Origin of the sequence: Mesorhizobium comanense (assembly GCF_005503535.1) — a bacterium.
In the GTDB taxonomy this organism is placed as follows: domain Bacteria; phylum Pseudomonadota; class Alphaproteobacteria; order Rhizobiales; family Rhizobiaceae; genus Mesorhizobium; species Mesorhizobium comanense.
The window spans coordinates 147,783-164,190 of sequence record NZ_SCNN01000005.1; the positions used below are offsets into that span (position 1 = coordinate 147,783).

Here is a 16,408-nt window from a genome sequence, read left to right on the forward strand (position 1 = left end):
TCGGCCGAGCAGGTGGATGGCGCAGGCCCGCAATCGTGGGGGCAGGCCGATCTGTTGCGATTGCGTTGGCAGGACGGGCCGTGTCCGACCCCCGTCGCTCGGCGTTGGCTGGCCAAGCAGACCCGCAACGCCAAGTGGTATCCGATTTTCTTCCAGATCTTGAATTTTGAGGCGCTCGTTTACGATACCGAGCGAGATATGTTGCCTCAACCACTGATTGGTATACATTTGTTTTGAGCAACCCATGGGCGATCTGTGCATGCCCTGGGGTTCGATTGATCAGCGTGGGATTTCACCCTCCGGCAGGCGACCTCCATAGGTTTCACAATGCAACTTGTTTCCAGGGTTACCGGCGTGGAGAAAGTGTTGGCACCGGCTGTGCTGGCAGCTCAGCACGGTTCGGTCCGGCCGCTCGCGGCCGGAGATCTCGAGCGCGTTGCGGCACTCTTTCTGACGAAGTTTCGACGTCGGCGGCGCCACCTCCTCGATCGCGCGATCGCGGAGACGGCCGAGTATATGAGAAAGATCTACTTTGACCCTGCCGGCAGTGCGAGCGACGCTCTTGTCCAGATCACGCCGCAGGGCGAGCTGGGTGGCTTCCTCGGCGTCCTGAAGGCCCGCTATGAGCTCAACGGAACGGTGTTGAACGCGGCGGTCATCGGTCCGTTCATGGCCGACACCAACACCGATCACGGTTCGGCCGGACCGCAATTGCTGCGCGCCTTGCATCAGGGCGGTTTCGATCTGCAACTGACCGATTCGGCCAACCGGGTATCTCTGGCCTTCGCGCGCCCGATGAAGTACCAGCTCCTGCCGGCCCATTGTCTGGGTTGGGCCCGCATTTTCCGCCCGGCCGCCGTGGCCTCCGCCGTGCTGCGCGCCAAATGGCCCGCCCTGTCTCGTTTCGTAATCGACCCTTGCGCCAAGGCGTTCGACCCTTTCACAAGAAAAAGGTTCGAGCCGCCCGCTCAGCATTCCCCGTCACACAAGGTCCATCGCGAGTCTATGGACGCCGCGCAATTTGCGGAGCAGTTGCCGACCCTCGTCTCGGATTACGCGCTTCGGCCGCGGTGGCAGGATGGCGAATTACCACGACTGCTCGCGCTGGCGGCCGAGAAACGTGCCGACGGCCCTCTTCATTTCAGGGGAATCTACGACGAGGCCGGTAAAATGCTTGGTTGTTACGCCTTCTACGGCCAAGCCGGCGGCATCGCGAACCTGTTGCAAATGCAGTCTTCCGGAACGCACTGGGGCGCGACGCTGGATGCCCTGGTCGCCGATGCGTGGACTATGGGCTGCGCGGGCGTCATCGGGCAGACGCAGATCCGCTTCATGCCGCAACTCTTCAGCTACAAGAATGTCTTCTTCCGCTATGCCGGGGGGACGATGGTGCGCTCGCGCATCCCCGAGGTCATGGAAGCGGTACGCTCCGGCGACATCTTTATCGGCGGCGTGATGGGCGATCGCTGGACCCGCCTCAGTTCCGACGACTTCGGCCGCTGATCGCCTTCAATGATCTGATCGGATAACGGTCATACGTCTCGCATGGCCGCCAGTCTTTTCATTGCGCGCGCCATGTTCTATGTCTGCGGCACGGCGCGGGGGCGCATCTTGTCAATCACAAAGGCATCCGGTACGCCCCGCTCATGACAGTTACCGTTCGTTTCGCCCCATCGCCGACCGGCCGCATCCATATCGGCAATGCGCGCACCGCTCTTTTCAACTGGCTTTTTGCCCTGAACAACAAGGGCCGTTTCATCCAGCGCTTCGACGACACCGACCTTGCCCGCTCGAAGCAGGAATTTGCCGACTCTATCCTTTATGACCTGCACTGGCTGGGGATTTTCCCCGATGCCACCGAATATCAGTCGCGGCGCTTCGAGATCTATGACGCCGCGGTTGAGCGGCTGAAGGCGGCAGGTGTTCTCTACGCCTGCTACGAAACGCCGGAGGAACTCGATCTCCGGCGCAAGGTTCGCCGCACGCGCGGCCTGCCGCCGGTCTATGGGCGCGAGGCATTGACGCTGACGAGAGAGCAGATCGCCGAGTACCAGTCCGACGGCCGGCGACCGCACTGGCGCTTCCTGCTCCCCAATTTCGCGGGCGATCCGCAGCAGCCGGAACGCACCGAAGTTCACTGGAACGATCTGGTGCGCGGCGAGGAAACCGTTGATCTCGCCTCGCTCTCCGACCCTGTCCTGGTGCGCGAGGACGGCACCTATCTCTATACGCTGCCGTCCGTCGTGGATGACATCGAGATGGGCGTCAGCCATGTCATTCGCGGCGATGACCATGTCACCAACACCGGTGTGCAGATCGCTCTGTTCAAGGCCCTCGGCGCCGAGCCGCCCGTGTTCGGCCACCACAATCTGTTGACCACCGTCTCGGGTGAGGGGCTGTCGAAGCGCACCGGCGCGCTCTCCATCGAGAGCCTGCGCGAGGACGGCATCGAGCCGATGGCGGTCGCTTCGCTCGCCGTGCTGGTCGGCACGTCGGAAAATGTCACGGCCACGCACGATCTGACCGAACTCGCCGCTCATTTCGATCCGGCCGCGACGTCGAAGTCATCGGCCAAGTTCGATCCGGACGAGCTGTTCGTGCTCAACCGCGTGCTGCTGCACCATATGCCGTTCGACGAGGCCCGGGACAGGTTGATGGTGCTGGGCATCTCCGGTGACCAGGCCGAACCTTTCTGGCTGGCGGTGCGCGGCAATCTCGACCGGCTGGCCGATGCCGTGGGCTGGTGGCGCATCCTGCGCGAAGGGCCGCAGGAGCGGTCCGAATTTTCCCCTGATGATCGTGATTTTCTGCATCAGGCCTTCGATATCCTGCCTGAAGAGCCATGGAACGGCACGGTCTGGAAAGACTGGACCGGCAAGATCAGGGAAGCGACGGGGCGCAAGGGCAAGGGGCTGTTCATGCCGCTCAGGCTGGCGCTCACTGGACTGTCTTCGGGCCCGGAGCTTGCAGATTTATTGCCGCTGATGGGTCGGGAAGGAACGTTGGCCCGACGACCCTGACCTTGCGCTGCTCGGGCGGTATCGCCGAAACGGGCGATGTCACCGGCTTGGCGGAAAGGCGCTTGATGGCCTCTCGGTCGAGGCCACCTTCCATATTGGCGATGGTCTCCGGATCGGCGCCCGGGTCCGGCTTGGAGGCTGGTACCGGGACAAACGGCGCCGCATTCGCTTCGGGCTGCGATTGCTGCGGGGCAGGCGAATTGCCGCCGATGATCTGGAAGTTCTGCGCTGCATTGCAGCCGCATGCCGGCGGCCGGGATGTGTTGGGTTGCTTGTAAAGGTAGGCGGTCGGCAGTTCGCTGTAAGGCTTTCCGGTAACCGATGACGTCATGCCGGCCGAATCATCGTCCATGCCACGCGAATAGAAGACCTGCATTTCGGTGCCGGGGCAGCTCGATTCGCAATTTTTCTGGTCACGCTCGAAATCGCTGACGGAGGCGGCATTCGACATCGGGAAGAAATAGCCGTCGCATGTGCGCACGCAGCTGGTGTGGAACTCGCCGCCGGTGGTCGGAAAATCCGGAATGCCCGGCTGGTTCAGCACGCGGCGGACATTGCCGTCCTCGCCGGGATCATCCGGCTGGTCGAGCGTGTCGCTGTGCTGGCTGTCTCCACCGAAAAGCTGCTCGAACAGGTTGGCGTTGCCGTCGTCGCCGCGATCCGCCTCCTCCAACGGGGCGCGGCGCTGGGGCGCAGCGTCGTCGCGGCAGCCATTGGCGTCGAGCGCCGCCAGGATGCGGCCACGGTCGCGGCGGGAGCCGCCACCGGCGAGCTGGGCGCGTTTGGCCTGGAGGCTGTCGAGATTGGCATTCATGCGGTCCAGCGTGGCGTTGAGCCCGGCGCACTGATTGATGTTGCGGGAGAACAGCGAAAACCCGCAGCCGGCGGCGTTCGCCTGGCTGCGGGCCTTCGATATCTGTTCACGCTGCCGGTCGATCGCGGCGTCGTATTTGCGGACCATTGCGGGACCGCCACCGCCACCGCGCGAGGCTGAGGCGAGATCGGCCTCCAGCTGGCGGCAGACCCGCGAGGCGGCCTGCGGTTCGGTGATGGCGGCGCCGGACAGCAACAGGCCAAGCAGCATGGCAGCATGCGCCCGCTTCAACCCTCCGCTTGTCATCCGATTCAAATCCCGCTTGCCTATGGTGGCCAAGCTACGCCGTACGCGGTTAATCGTCTATTTCGGATGTGGTCTGGCGATGGCTGTCAGAACTTGTAGTTCATGCCGATCTTGACCGTATTGAAGGTGTTATCGAAGGTGGTGTTGGAGTTCGGAGCAAAGTCGATGGTCTGGTCCCGCAGATCGACATACTGATATTCGAAACTTGCCGACCAATGGTCCGAGATGGCTTGCTCCAGCCCGGCGCCGATGGTCCAGCCAATCTTGGTGTTCTTCTCGGAAAAGCCGTTGTAGGGATACTGGTTTTCGACACTTCCGAATGCCAAGCCGCCGGTGCCGTAGACCAGCGTACGATCGAACGCATAGCCTGCTCTGGCGCGCAGCGTTCCAAACCAGTCCACTTTGGTATCGTAACTGTCGCTCAGGCCGGAGGTGATCTCGCCGGAGTGGCCCTTGATGTCGGCTCCGGAAAAATCGGCGACGACGCCGAGAACGGCGGCGTTGATCTGGTAGTTGTAACCGATCTGGACGCCGCCCAGGAAACCGTCGGCATCGTAATCCTGCGAACCCCGGACTGTCGGTGTGTTCGGCAAATTGTAAGTCGCGTCGGTCTTTCCGAAACCGTAGCCAATTTGGCCGCCGACATAGACGCCGGACCAGTCGTGGACGGCGGCGGGCTCGACACTGACGGCATCCGCGGCAAAAGCGTGTCCGCCGATCAGCGACAGCAATGCGGATGCAACAAGCCGGCCCTTCATGACGTCCTCGCCGTCAAATCAGATGAGCAACTGTATCAGCTCCGCTTTTCCTGTGAAATCGGCGTCCGGCCAATCCCTGTTTTCCGCAATCGCAAGTTGCCGGTCCGCAACACCGGTTTGGGCCGGGCGGCGTGCCAAGCTGGGATGGAGGGTGTTTGCCCAGCCGGCCGAACCGAACTTGCAGAGCGCAGGGTTCAGCCCAGATTGACGATCGCCTGCGCCTTGTGAGCGGCCTCAACCACGGCAAGTGCTGTCATGTTGACCACACCGCGTGACGTGACCGAAGGCGTCAATATGTGCGCCGGCTTGTCGGTGCCAAGCAGGATCGGTCCGACATGCAGCGCATCCATCATCGCGCGCAACGCCGTCAGCGTGATGTTGGCCGAATCGAGATTCGGGAACACCAGCAGATTGGCTTCGCCCTTCAGGCGCGAATGCGGGTAGACGCGCTGGCGAAGGTGTTCCGACAGAGCGGTGTCGGCATGCATCTCGCCGTCGCATTGCAGTTCGGGCGCGATGCGGGCCAGGATAGCGGCGGCCTGCCGCATCTTGAGCGCGCTCGGCGAATCGCGCGAGCCGAAATCCGAATGCGACAGCAGCGCCGCCTTCGGCTCGATGCCGAAGCGTTGGATTTCCTCGGCTGCCAGCACGGTCATCTCGGCGATCTCCTCGGCCGTCGGATCGACGGAGACATGGGTGTCGGTGAGGAAGATGATGCCGCGCTGCGAGATCAGCATGGACAGCGTCGACAGGTCATGGTCCCGGATGCCGGCGCGCGGGCCGATGATCAGCGTGACGTTGCGCAAATGCCGCTCGAAGCGGCCTTCCAGGCCGCAGACCATGGCGTCGGCGTCGCCGCGCTGGAGCGCCAGCGCCGCGATCACCGTGTTGTCGGTGCGCACCATGGTGCGCGCCGCCTCCGTCGTCACTCCGCGCCTGCCGGCAAGTTCGATCAGGAGATCGACATAGTGCCGGTAGCGCGGATCGTCCTCGGGGTTGATCAGGCCGAAATCCAGGCCCGGCTTGATGCGCAGGCCATAGCGCTTGAGCCTGACCTCGATGACGTGCGGACGTCCGATCAGGATCGGTTCGGCAATACCTTCCTCCAGAACGACCTGGGCGGCGCGCAGCACCCGCTCGTCCTCGCCATCGGCATAGATGACGCGCTTGGCGCTCGAAGCCTTGGCCGACGAGAACACCGGCTTCATCACCAGGCCCGAACGGAAGACGAAGCGGTTGAGCTTGTCGATATAGGCCGTGAAATCGGTGATCGGCCTTGTCGCGACGCCGGTGTCGCAAGCCGCCTTGGCCACGGCCGGCGCGATGCGCAGGATGAGGCGCGGATCAAACGGCGAGGGGATCAGGAATTCGGGCCCGAAGACAGGCGTCTCGCCGGAATAGGCGCGTGCGGCGACGTCAGAGGGTTCTTCGCGGGCAAGTGCCGCTATTGCCCTGACCGCGGCCATCTTCATCTCCTCATTGATGGCGCTGGCCCCGCAGTCGAGCGCGCCACGGAAGATGTAGGGAAAGCAAAGGACGTTGTTTACCTGGTTGGGGAAGTCGGAACGGCCGGTGCAGATCATGGCGTCCGGGCGCGCCGCGCGCGCCACTTCCGGCATGATCTCGGGATTGGGATTGGCCAGCGCCAGGATCAACGGTTTCGGCGCCATGTGCTGCAGCAGTTCCGGCTTCAGCACGCCCGCGGCCGAAAGGCCAAGGAAGACATCGGCGCCGGGGATGACATCGGCCAGCGTGCGCGCCTCCGTGTCCTTGACGTAGGGATCCTTCCAGCGGTCCATCTCCTCGACACGGCCCTTGTAGGCGACGCCGAAACGGTCGGTGACCCAGATGTTTTCGACCCGCGCGCCCAGCGAGACGAGCAGATTGAGGCAAGCCAGCGCCGCCGCGCCGGCGCCCGATGTGACGATCTTGATGTCCGATATGGTCTTGCCGGCGAACTCCAGCCCGTTGAGCACGGCGGCGGCGACGATGATGGCGGTGCCGTGCTGGTCGTCATGGAACACCGGTATGCTCATCCGGGCCTTGAGCTGCTCCTCGACCTCGAAACACTCCGGCGCCTTGATGTCCTCGAGGTTGATGCCGCCGAAGGTCGGCTCCAGCGCCGAGACGGTTTCCACCATGCGTTCGATTTCCGGGGCGTCGATCTCGATGTCGAAGACGTCGATACCGGCGAACTTCTTGAACAGCACCGCCTTGCCTTCCATGACCGGCTTGGAGGCGAGCGGACCGATATTGCCGAGACCCAGCACGGCCGAACCGTTGGAGACGACACCGACCAGATTGGCGCGCGCCGTGTAATCGGCGGCGGTCGCCGGATCGTCGCGGATTTCGAGGCAGGGCGCGGCGACACCAGGTGAATAGGCCAACGCCAGGTCGCGCTGATTGCCGAGCGGCTTCGTCGCCTGGATTTCGAGCTTCCCCGGGGTCGGATGCTTGTGGAAGAAGAGGGCGGCCTCATCGAGGTCCGAACGGGCCGTTTTCTTGTTCTCGCCTTCCATGCGGCCGCTCCTTCGAAACTTGCTTGGACGGACCTTTTAGCATGTGGTCATGCGTTTTCGCGACGCTAAATGACGCGCCGGCGGGTTTAGATGCCGGCGCGCCGAAAAGTATCGTTTATCAGATAGTTACGGACATCTCATGCTGGATTTCTCCAGTTATCCGGCCATGGTTGGATCAAAAAGCGCTGACGTAGAGACCACCATCCACGGGTATGTTCTGGCCGGTCAGATAGCCGGCATGGACCGAGCATAGGAAGGCGCATATCTGGCCGAATTCCTCCGGGGTGCCGAGCCGCTTGGCCGGCACGTCTGCGCTGATGCGGGTCTTGCGGGCTGCTGCGGCGGCAGGATCCTCTGGGGTACCGGCCTCGTGCGGGCCACGCAGACGATCGGTGTCGAGTTTGCCGGGCAGGAGGCTGTTGATGGTGACGTTGCGGTCGATCACCGTTCGCGCCACGCCGGCGAGGAACGAAGTGAGGCCGGCGCGGGCGCCGGACGACAGATCGAGGCCCGGGATTGGAACGTACACCGACAGCGAGGTGATGTTGACGATGCGGCCGAAGCCTCGCCTGGCCATGCCGTCGAGCACCGCCTGCACCAGCTCGATCGGCGTGACCATGTTCTGGGTGACGCCTTCGAGGATCTTGGCACGGTCGAGTTCGCGAAAGTCGCGCAACGGCGGGCCGCCATTGTTGTTGACCAGGATGTCGGGTTCGGGGCAGGCGGCGAGCAATGCCTTCTGTACCTCGGGTTTCGAAACGTCGCCGACGACCTCGGTGACCGTGACACCGTAGCGCTCGCGCAGCTCTTTCGCGGTCTTCGCCACCAGTTCGGCATTACGCCCGTTGACGACGATGTCACAACCGGCTTCGGCGAGCGCCATGGCGCAGCCTTTCCCAAGCCCCTTGCTGGAAGCGCAGACGATGGCTTTCTTTCCGCGAATGCCGAGATCCATGACGATTTCTCCTGTGATTTGCCCGGCAGGCTAGCGCCAGCGCTGGACCAATCGCAACCGTCATACGGTTGTTGCATGAATCGGGGCATAGGCTGCTCGAAAGCAAGGGTGAAATCGCGATGTCAGGCCAAGAGCCCCGCACTTTCCGTAGCATGTTCATTTCCGACGTTCATCTCGGCTCGAAGGCGGCGAAAGCCGATTTCCTGATCGATTTCCTTAGATACCACGACGCCGATATCATCTATCTGGTCGGTGATATCGTCGACGGCTGGCGGCTGCGGCGCAGCTGGCACTGGCCGCAAAGCCATAACGACGTCGTGCAGAAACTGCTGCGCAAGGCGCGCAAGGGCGCCAGCATCACCTATATAGCGGGCAATCATGACGAGTTCGCCCGACAGTTCCAGGGCGTGCATTTTGGCGGCATCGTCGTCGCCGACCGGGCCATCCATGAGACGGCCGACGGCAAGCGCCTTCTCGTCATCCATGGTGATCAGTTCGACACGGTGGTCCACAATCAGCGCTGGCTCGCCTATCTCGGCGATCACGCCTACGACGCGGCGATGATCGTCAACCGGGTGGTGACGCGACTGCGCCAATGGCTCGGCCTGCCTTACTGGTCGTTCTCGTCCTGGGCAAAGGTCAAGGTCAAGAAAGCCGTCAACTTCATCGGCTCGTTCCAGACCGTGCTGACCGAGGAAGCGCGTCGTTCGCATGTCGACGGCGTGATCTGCGGCCATATCCACCATGCCGCGATCGAGAATTTCGATGACGTGCGCTACATCAACACCGGCGACTGGGTGGAAAGCTGCACGGCGGTGGTCGAACATTTCGACGGACGCATGGAAATCCTGACCTGGGCGCATGTGTTGCCCGAGTCGCTGGACGAGCCTTTCATACCGATGCTCATCGAGGATCGGGTAGGGCAGGCGGCCTGAGGCCGACGTCTCGACGGTTTTCGGCGCTAATCGATTAGTCCAGCCGGTTTCGTCCGGTTTTCCGCCATGTTATGGATCGATCCACGTTGCTCGCCTGCCGGTCGAATGCGGCGTAATTGGATCGATTCATGTCCCTGCCGCCGCTTTCGCCCGAACAACTCGTCAAGCCGCGCCATTTCGAACTGCGCATGAGCCTGATCTTCGGCACCTTGTTCATATCGCTCGGCACGCATCTGCCCTATTTCCCCCTCTGGCTTCAGGCCAAGGGCTTTCATGCCGAGCAGATCGCCATCATCCTCGCGGCCCCGATGTTCATGCGCGTGGTGACAACGCCCCTTTTGACCACGCTCGCCGATCGGGCAAGGGACCGCGCCGACGTCTATGTCGCGCTGGTGGCGGCCTCGATGCTGCTGTCGGCGGGTTATTTTCTGACGCCGACCTATGCGGTGGTCCTGGCCGTGTCGCTGGCGCTGACCATCGTCTGGACGCCGCATTCGCCGATCGCCGATTCGCTGGCGCTTTCGGGTGTCCGCCGCTTCGGCTCGAACTATGCGAGCATGCGCAAATGGGGTTCGATCTGCTATCTCTGCGCCAACGTCGCGGGCGGCTTCATCCTGGCGGCGACCGGCCCCCAGGCCGTGCCGGTGATCATATTCCTCGCGCTCGGCGCGGCACTGGTCGCGGGACTGCTGGCGCCGCGCATGGGGCGTCCGCGCAAGGCTTCGCCCCTCTCGGCCACGGAAATCCAGCATGCGGCGCCGAGCCTGTTCAATGCCTATTTCCTCTACTTCACCCTTGGTGTCGGCGTCATCACCGCCAGTCACGCCTTCCTTTACGGCTTTGTTTCCATCTACTGGAAATCGATCGGCATCAGCGACTCGTTCGTCGGCTTGCTGTGGGCCTGGGGTGTGGTGTCGGAAGTCTGCATGTTCTTGTTTTTCAATCGTATTTTTGCTTCCGTTTCCGTCGTCAGGGTGATGGTCATCGCCGGTGTCGGTTCGATCGTGCGCTGGATCATCTTTCCGCTCGTATGGCCGCTCGGCCTTGGCATTGCCGGCTTTTTCGCCGTGCAATCATTGCATTCGGTATCCGTCGCGATGGTGCTGATCGGCCTCCAGAAAATGATCGGTGAAACCGTCGCCGAGGAACGCACGGGCGCGGCGCAAGGCATCGCCTATTTCTTCAACGGTTTCTTCATGGCCGCCGTTACGCTGGCTTCCGGTCCGCTCTATGACCGGCTCGGTGTCGATGGTTTCCTGGTGATGATCCCGGTCGCGATCGTCGGCCTGGGCCTGATCGGGCTTGCCGCGCGTTCAGCCCCACAGCACCCGGTCAGGGGGTGAGACGAGCGAACCCTCATAGATGAGGCCCGGTTCGCGGTCGCGCGCGAGCAACAACGGACCGTCGAGGTCGACAAAATCCGCGTCCTGGGCAAGCAGCACCGCCGGCGCCATCGCCAGCGAGGTGCCCACCATGCAGCCGACCATGACGCCCAGCCCCAACTGCCGGGCGCGATCGCGCAGCACGAGAGCCGCCGTCAGTCCTCCGGCCTTGTCCAGCTTGATGTTGACCGCGTCATACAGGCCGACCAGCGCATCGAGGTCCTTCGCCTCGTGCACGCTTTCGTCGGCGCAAATCGGCACCGGATGTGCGATGCGGCGCAGGATTTCGTCGTGGCCGGCGGGCAGGGGCTGTTCGATCAGCGCAATGCCATGGCGCGCGGCAAAAGCCAGATTGGCCTCGACATTGTCGCCGGTCCATCCCTCGTTGGCATCGAGAATGATACGGCTTCGCGGCGCGGCTTCGGTCACGGCGCGGATCCTGGCCATGTCGTTGTCGCCGCCGATCTTGACCTTCAGCAGTGGCCGGCCGGCGTTGGCGCGGGCCTGTGCCGCCATGGCCTCCGGCTCGCCGAGGGACAACGTGTAGGCGGTTTCCAGCGAGCGCGGCCGGGGCGGGCAGATCGCGTTCGCGACCGGGGTGCCGTTCAGCTTTGCCTCGATGTCCCACAGGGCGCAGTCGACCGCGTTGCGCGCCGCGCCGGCGGGCATGGCGGCAAGAAGGGCGGTCCGGTCGATGCCGCCGGCAATCCGTTCGCGCATCGCCTCTATTGCGCCGCGCACACCGTCCACCGTCTCGCCGTAGCGTTTGTAGGGAACGCATTCGCCGCGTCCGACATGCCCGTTTTCGCGGATTGTGCAGCTGATGACCTCGGCTTCGGTCTTGGAGCCGCGCGAAATGGTGAAGGTCCCGGCGATTGGAAAACGCTCCGCCTCGACCGAAATGACACGCGCCATATTTTTCTGCTCCGGTTATGCGAGAAGGGTGGTCGGCAAATCGACAAGGCCGGACCCATCGGGCTACACAGGACGCCATGTTGACCATCGGCAAGCGCGACGCAAGCGGCACGACCGGCTCGGAAGCCGACCACGACCCGCGCGTGGCCGTCGGCGAGGAGGATGGCGTTCTGGGTTGCGCGTTCTCCGGAATCTGGACGACACGGACCGTGGCGCTGATCGACGGCGAGATGCGCAAGATCGAGAAACGAAACGGTTTCAAGACCTTGGCGCTGGATCTTTCAGGCGTCGAGAAGATCGATACCGCCGGTGCCTGGCTGATCGATCGCCTGGTGAGCGTTTTTGAGAAGAAGAATGTCGAGGTCCGCTTGCAAGGCCAGAGCGAGATCGCGTCCATCCTGCTCGACGCGGTCGGCGAAGCTGTTCGCCGCGAGCCCGAATCCGGCCCGGCGCAGCCGCCCAACATCGTCATTCGCGCGCTGGAGGCTGTCGGCCGGCGCGTCTACGAGATGCGGGATGATTTTCTCGCCTCCATGAACATTCTGGGCGCCACCATCCGCGGTGCGCAGATGAAGCTCGGCCGGGGTCATGCGGTGAACCCGGCGGCGATCTTCAACCAGATCGATCGCATGGGCGTCGGCGCCATTCCGGTGGTGGTGCTGATGTCGGCGATCGTCGGCGCGATCGTTGCCCAGCAGGGCGCCTATCAGCTCAGCTATTTCGGCGCCGATATCTTCGTCGTCGATCTTGTCGGCGTGCTGATCCTGCGCGAACTCGGCGTGCTGATGACGGCAATCATGATCGCCGGCCGCTCCGGCAGCGCCATCACCGCCGAGATCGGCTCGATGAAGATGCGCGAGGAGGTCGACGCACTGAAAGTCATCGGCCTCAACCCGATCGGCGTGCTGGTCTTTCCGCGCCTGGTGGCGCTGGTCATCGCCCTGCCGTGCCTGACCATCATCGCCAATTTCGCCGCGCTCGGCGGCGGCATTGTCGCGGCCTGGCTCTATTCCGACATTCCGCCGGCGGCGTTCCTCGACAGGCTGCGGGTCGCCATTGATCTCAGCACCATTTTCGCCGGGCTGATCAAGGCGCCGTTCATGGCCATGATCATCGGCACGATCGCTTCCGTCGAGGGCATGAAGGTCGGCGGCAGCGCCGAATCGCTCGGTCAGCACGTTACCGCCTCGGTGGTGAAGTCGATCTTCGTGGTCATCATCCTCGACGGGCTTTTTGCCATGTTCTACGCAGCGATCGCGTTCTGAGATGGCAGAGGGCAATGGAGTGACCACGCAGGTGCAGGACGAGAGCGAGATCGTGCTCTCGGTGCGCGACGTTACCGTCGCCATCGAGGACAAGCTGATCCTCGACAAGCTTTCGCTCGACATAAAGCGCGGCGAAATCCTGGGTTTCGTCGGAGCCTCGGGCGCCGGCAAATCCGTCCTGTTGCGAACCATTCTCGGGCTGATGCCCAAGCAATCGGGAACGATCAAGCTGTTCGGCGTCGACGTCGATAAGGCGAGCGATATCGAGAGACTGCGCATCGACATGCGCCTTGGCGTGCTGTTTCAGCATGGCGCGTTGTTTTCGGCGCTGACCGTGCTTGAGAATGTGCAGGTGCCGATGCGCGAGTATCTCGACCTGCCGAGGAAACTGATGGACGAACTGGCGCTGCTGAAGATCGAACTCGTCGGGCTGCCGCCGGACGCGGCGCAGAAATTTCCCTCCGAACTCTCCGGCGGCATGATCAAGCGCGCGGCACTTGCGCGCGCCCTGGCGCTCGATCCGGACATCGTCTTCCTCGACGAGCCGACCTCGGGCCTCGATCCGATCAGCGCGGCCGAATTCGACGAGCTCGTCGTCAAGCTGCGCGACACCATGGATCTGACCGTCTACATGGTCACGCACGACCTCGACACGCTGTTTACCGCTTGCGACCACGTCGCGGTGCTGGGCAAGAAAAAGGTGTTGGTCGAGGGCACCATAGACGACATGCTGAAGAGCGAGGAACCGTGGGTAAAATCCTATTTCCGCGGAAAACGCGCCCGGCAACTTGATCTTGCCGCACGTGCATAGCCATAAGTGAAGCAATGGAAACCAGAGCCAACTACGTCATTGTCGGCATTTTCACGCTGGTTGCGATCCTGGCGGCGTTCGGCTTCGTCTACTGGACGGCGGCGATCGGCGACAAGGGCGAGACCACGCTGCTGCGCGTACGCATTCCAGGCTCTGCTTCCGGTCTTGGCCGTGGCAGCTTCGTGCTGTTCAATGGCGTCAAGGTCGGCGACGTCAAGCGCGTCTATATCGATGTCGACAATCCGACCGTCGCCATCGCCGATACCGAAATCGACCGCATGACGCCGATAACCAAGTCGACGCAGGCCGATATCGGTCTTGCGGGCCTCACCGGACAGGCCAATATCGAACTCAAGGGCGCCGACCCCAAGGAAGTGAAGCTGCTCGACCAGGCGGAAAAGGAGGGCAAGGTCGCCGAGATCATCGCCAACCCGTCCGCCGTGACCAATCTCCTGCAGACGGCGCAGACCATCTTTACACGCGCCGACAAGGTGCTCTCGGACCTCGAGGGGTTCACCAGGGATGTCCGCGGTCCGCTGACGCAGACCGTGCAGAACGTCCAGACCTTCTCCGATGCGCTGGCCAAGAATTCCGACGGTATCGACAAATTCCTGTCCAGCGTCAGTGCGCTGTCCGACGAACTGAAGGGCGTGTCCGGCAAGCTCGACGGCACGCTCAAGGCAGCGGAAGGCCTGCTCAATGCGGTGGACAGGGACAAGATCAAGAGCATCGTGGCCAATGTCGATACGGTGACGGCGAACCTCAAGGAAACGTCACAGCAGCTCGACGGCGTCATCAAGAACGTCGACACCGCCGTTGGATCCGTCAACGATTTCGCCAAGCAGACGCAGGGCACGCTGGCCAAGGTCGACGGCGTGCTCGATGGCGTCGACCCGGCGCAGGTGCGCGCTGCGCTGGCCAACATCCAGAAGGCCAGCGAAAACGCCAACAAGGCCGCCGCCGATATTGCCGTTGTCACGGACAAGTTCGCCAGCCGCGCGGACGACATCGACCAGACGATCAAGGACGCCAAGCAGCTTGCGCAACGCCTCAACGACGCTTCGGTGCGTGTCGACGGTATCCTCGCCAAGGTCGATACGCTGCTTGGTTCGGGGCAGGCGGATGGCGTGATGGCCGACGCCAGGGATACGCTCAAATCGTTCAAGCAGGTGGCCGATACGCTGAATGCGCGGCTCGGCGTCATCACCGACAATCTGGCCCGCTTCTCCGGCCAGGGGCTGTCGAATGTCGAGGCGCTGGTTCAGGACAGCCGCCGTTCGATCGGCCGCATCGAGGAGGCGGTGACGGACCTGAGCCGCAATCCTCAGCGGATACTTTCAGGGGGCGACGGCGAGGTTCGCCAGTTCGATGGCAGGGCGCGGCGTTGACTCCGGCCTCCGCCCGCCTCAGAAACAGTTATCGCGGATGCGCGTTATTTTCGAGACCGAGGGATAACGGGGACAGCAGGGGTCGCGCGTGAAGTCGATTGTGTCCAGATCGGGCGTGGCATTGCTTGCCCTGGCCCTCGCCAGTTGTGCGGCGCTGCCGGGTGGCGGACCCGCGCCGCTCGATACTTTCGAGCTGTCGGCGCCTTCGGTCGGTGCGCATGGCCATAGCCGCCGCCAGATTCTGATCGCCCAGCCTTCGGCGCTGAAGGCGCTGGACAGCCAGAACATCGTCATCAAACCCTCCGCGCGCTCGATCCAGTATCTGAAAGGCGCCCAATGGGCCGACCGCCTGCCGCTGATCGTGCAGGCGCGGCTGGCCGAGACGTTCCAGCGCTCGGGCAGCTTTGCCGGCGTCGGCAAGCCGGGCGAGGGCCTGGCGATCGATTACCAGGTGATCGTCGAAATCCGGTCCTTCGAGGTGCGGGTCGACGGCGGCGAGCACGCGGAGGTCGATCTGTTCGTGCGTTTGCTCAACGACCGCAATGGCGAGGTTCGCGCGTCGAAGAGCTTCACGGCCTCCGCACCTGTTTCGGGCAGCGGCAATGCGGCCTATGTCGGCGCGCTGGACAATGCGTTCGGGCAGGCGGCCAAGGACATCGTTCGCTGGACGGATTCCGTGATCTGAGCTTCGCTGCCGGAAGCGGGCGCATTCGGGCTACAAGCGGTCGAAGACATCCGGGCGCAGCTTTCCGGCCTTCATCAGATGCTGCAGCGTATAGGCAATGGACAGCGCGTCATCGAGGGCGTCATGGCCCCGCAACGGCGGATGGTCGACGCCATGGTACTCCGCGAGCTTGTTGCTGGGCGTCCGCGCCAGATCCTCGATCGGCATGCCCGCCGCAATCAGCAGCTTTACGGCGTTGTCGAACCGCGTGGCCGGAATGGAAGGCTGAATGCCCGCGACATAGCAGCTGATGGCCATCATGTTCAGCTCGTCCTTACCCCAGGACCAGAATCGCGCGCCGGCTGAAAAACGATCGAGGTCCGAAAGGGCTTGCTTCAGCGTCACCCCCTCGGTCTCGATGTCCGTTTCAGTTACGCCGGTCAGTTGGCTGAAAAACGGGTCGAGCGCGTATCTTTCGCCGAACCGGTCGATAGGCCTGACATAAGATTTGTGTGTCGCGATGAGCGGAAAATCATCCTCCAGCCCGAGTCTGACAGCCCCGATCTGCGCGACGACCGGATCGGGATCGTGCGCCGCGCACCAGAATCGGCGCTGGGAGCCTTCGAGGCACAGAAATTCGCAGTCGAATATGATTGCCGATTTCATAGGTCATGTC

The 16,408-nt window shown here is 63.0% G+C and carries 14 protein-coding genes; 8 read left to right on the forward strand and 6 right to left on the reverse strand.

The genetic code is table 11. The features are described 5' to 3' along the window. The first annotated feature begins 327 nt into the window (after window positions 1-327). On the forward strand, window positions 328-1,503 hold the full coding sequence (locus FFS37_RS11290; RefSeq protein ID WP_137931024.1) for a hypothetical protein: 1,176 nt from the start codon (window positions 328-330) through the stop codon (window positions 1,501-1,503). A gap of 143 nt (window positions 1,504-1,646) precedes the next feature. Further along, a complete protein-coding gene (gltX, locus tag FFS37_RS11295) occupies window positions 1,647-3,020 on the forward strand; it encodes a glutamate--tRNA ligase (protein ID WP_137931025.1) in 1,374 nt (457 codons plus the stop codon). Here the strand turns inward: gltX and FFS37_RS11300 are convergent. From FFS37_RS11300 to FFS37_RS11315, 4 genes are all read right to left on the reverse strand, one after another. After that, window positions 2,938-4,140, reverse strand: a complete 1,203-nt coding sequence (locus tag FFS37_RS11300) for a DUF2865 domain-containing protein (RefSeq protein WP_137931026.1) — start codon at window positions 4,138-4,140, stop codon at window positions 2,938-2,940. The two genes, gltX and FFS37_RS11300, sit on opposite strands and share 83 nt — an antisense overlap. A gap of 86 nt (window positions 4,141-4,226) precedes the next feature. Then, window positions 4,227-4,898: an outer membrane protein gene (locus FFS37_RS11305; RefSeq protein WP_137931027.1), complete on the reverse strand. Its 672-nt coding sequence runs from the start codon at window positions 4,896-4,898 to the stop codon at window positions 4,227-4,229. Window positions 4,899-5,092: 194 nt separating this feature from the next. Continuing rightward, window positions 5,093-7,417 (reverse strand): NADP-dependent malic enzyme, encoded by a 2,325-nt coding sequence (locus FFS37_RS11310; protein ID WP_137931028.1) that lies wholly within the window; start codon window positions 7,415-7,417, stop codon window positions 5,093-5,095. 175 nt (window positions 7,418-7,592) lie between these two features. Continuing rightward, entirely contained in the window at window positions 7,593-8,372 is a 780-nt protein-coding gene (locus FFS37_RS11315) for an SDR family oxidoreductase (protein ID WP_137931029.1), read from the reverse strand. A gap of 152 nt (window positions 8,373-8,524) precedes the next feature. On the opposite strand from FFS37_RS11315, the gene FFS37_RS11320 reads away from it, so the two are divergent. Together FFS37_RS11320 and FFS37_RS11325 are read left to right on the forward strand one after the other, a co-directional pair. After that, window positions 8,525-9,307: a UDP-2,3-diacylglucosamine diphosphatase gene (locus FFS37_RS11320; RefSeq protein WP_232375626.1), complete on the forward strand. Its 783-nt coding sequence runs from the start codon at window positions 8,525-8,527 to the stop codon at window positions 9,305-9,307. A gap of 128 nt (window positions 9,308-9,435) precedes the next feature. After that, window positions 9,436-10,650: an MFS transporter gene (locus FFS37_RS11325; RefSeq protein WP_137931031.1), complete on the forward strand. Its 1,215-nt coding sequence runs from the start codon at window positions 9,436-9,438 to the stop codon at window positions 10,648-10,650. On the opposite strand, the gene dgcA is transcribed toward FFS37_RS11325, so the two are convergent. Further along, complete coding sequence (gene dgcA / locus FFS37_RS11330) at window positions 10,621-11,604, reverse strand: N-acetyl-D-Glu racemase DgcA (RefSeq protein ID WP_137931032.1); 984 nt, start codon at window positions 11,602-11,604, stop codon at window positions 10,621-10,623. The two genes, FFS37_RS11325 and dgcA, sit on opposite strands and share 30 nt — an antisense overlap. Window positions 11,605-11,681: 77 nt before the next feature. Here dgcA and FFS37_RS11335 point away from each other — a divergent pair, with 77 nt between their 5' ends. From FFS37_RS11335 to FFS37_RS11350, 4 genes are all read left to right on the forward strand, one after another. After that, window positions 11,682-12,869, forward strand: coding sequence for an ABC transporter permease (locus FFS37_RS11335; RefSeq protein ID WP_137931033.1), 1,188 nt, complete (start codon window positions 11,682-11,684; stop codon window positions 12,867-12,869). 1 nt (window position 12,870) lies between these two features. Then, entirely contained in the window at window positions 12,871-13,680 is an 810-nt protein-coding gene (locus tag FFS37_RS11340; RefSeq protein ID WP_137931034.1) for an ABC transporter ATP-binding protein, read from the forward strand. 14 nt (window positions 13,681-13,694) lie between these two features. Beyond that, window positions 13,695-15,068 (forward strand): MlaD family protein, encoded by a 1,374-nt coding sequence (locus FFS37_RS11345; protein ID WP_137931035.1) that lies wholly within the window; start codon window positions 13,695-13,697, stop codon window positions 15,066-15,068. Window positions 15,069-15,156: 88 nt separating this feature from the next. Then, a complete protein-coding gene (locus FFS37_RS11350; protein ID WP_137931036.1) occupies window positions 15,157-15,753 on the forward strand; it encodes an ABC-type transport auxiliary lipoprotein family protein in 597 nt (198 codons plus the stop codon). Between the two features lie 30 nt (window positions 15,754-15,783). On the opposite strand, the gene FFS37_RS11355 is transcribed toward FFS37_RS11350, so the two are convergent. Further along, on the reverse strand, window positions 15,784-16,398 hold the full coding sequence (locus FFS37_RS11355) for a 3'-5' exonuclease (protein ID WP_137931037.1): 615 nt from the start codon (window positions 16,396-16,398) through the stop codon (window positions 15,784-15,786). Between the last annotated feature and the right edge of the window lie 10 nt (window positions 16,399-16,408).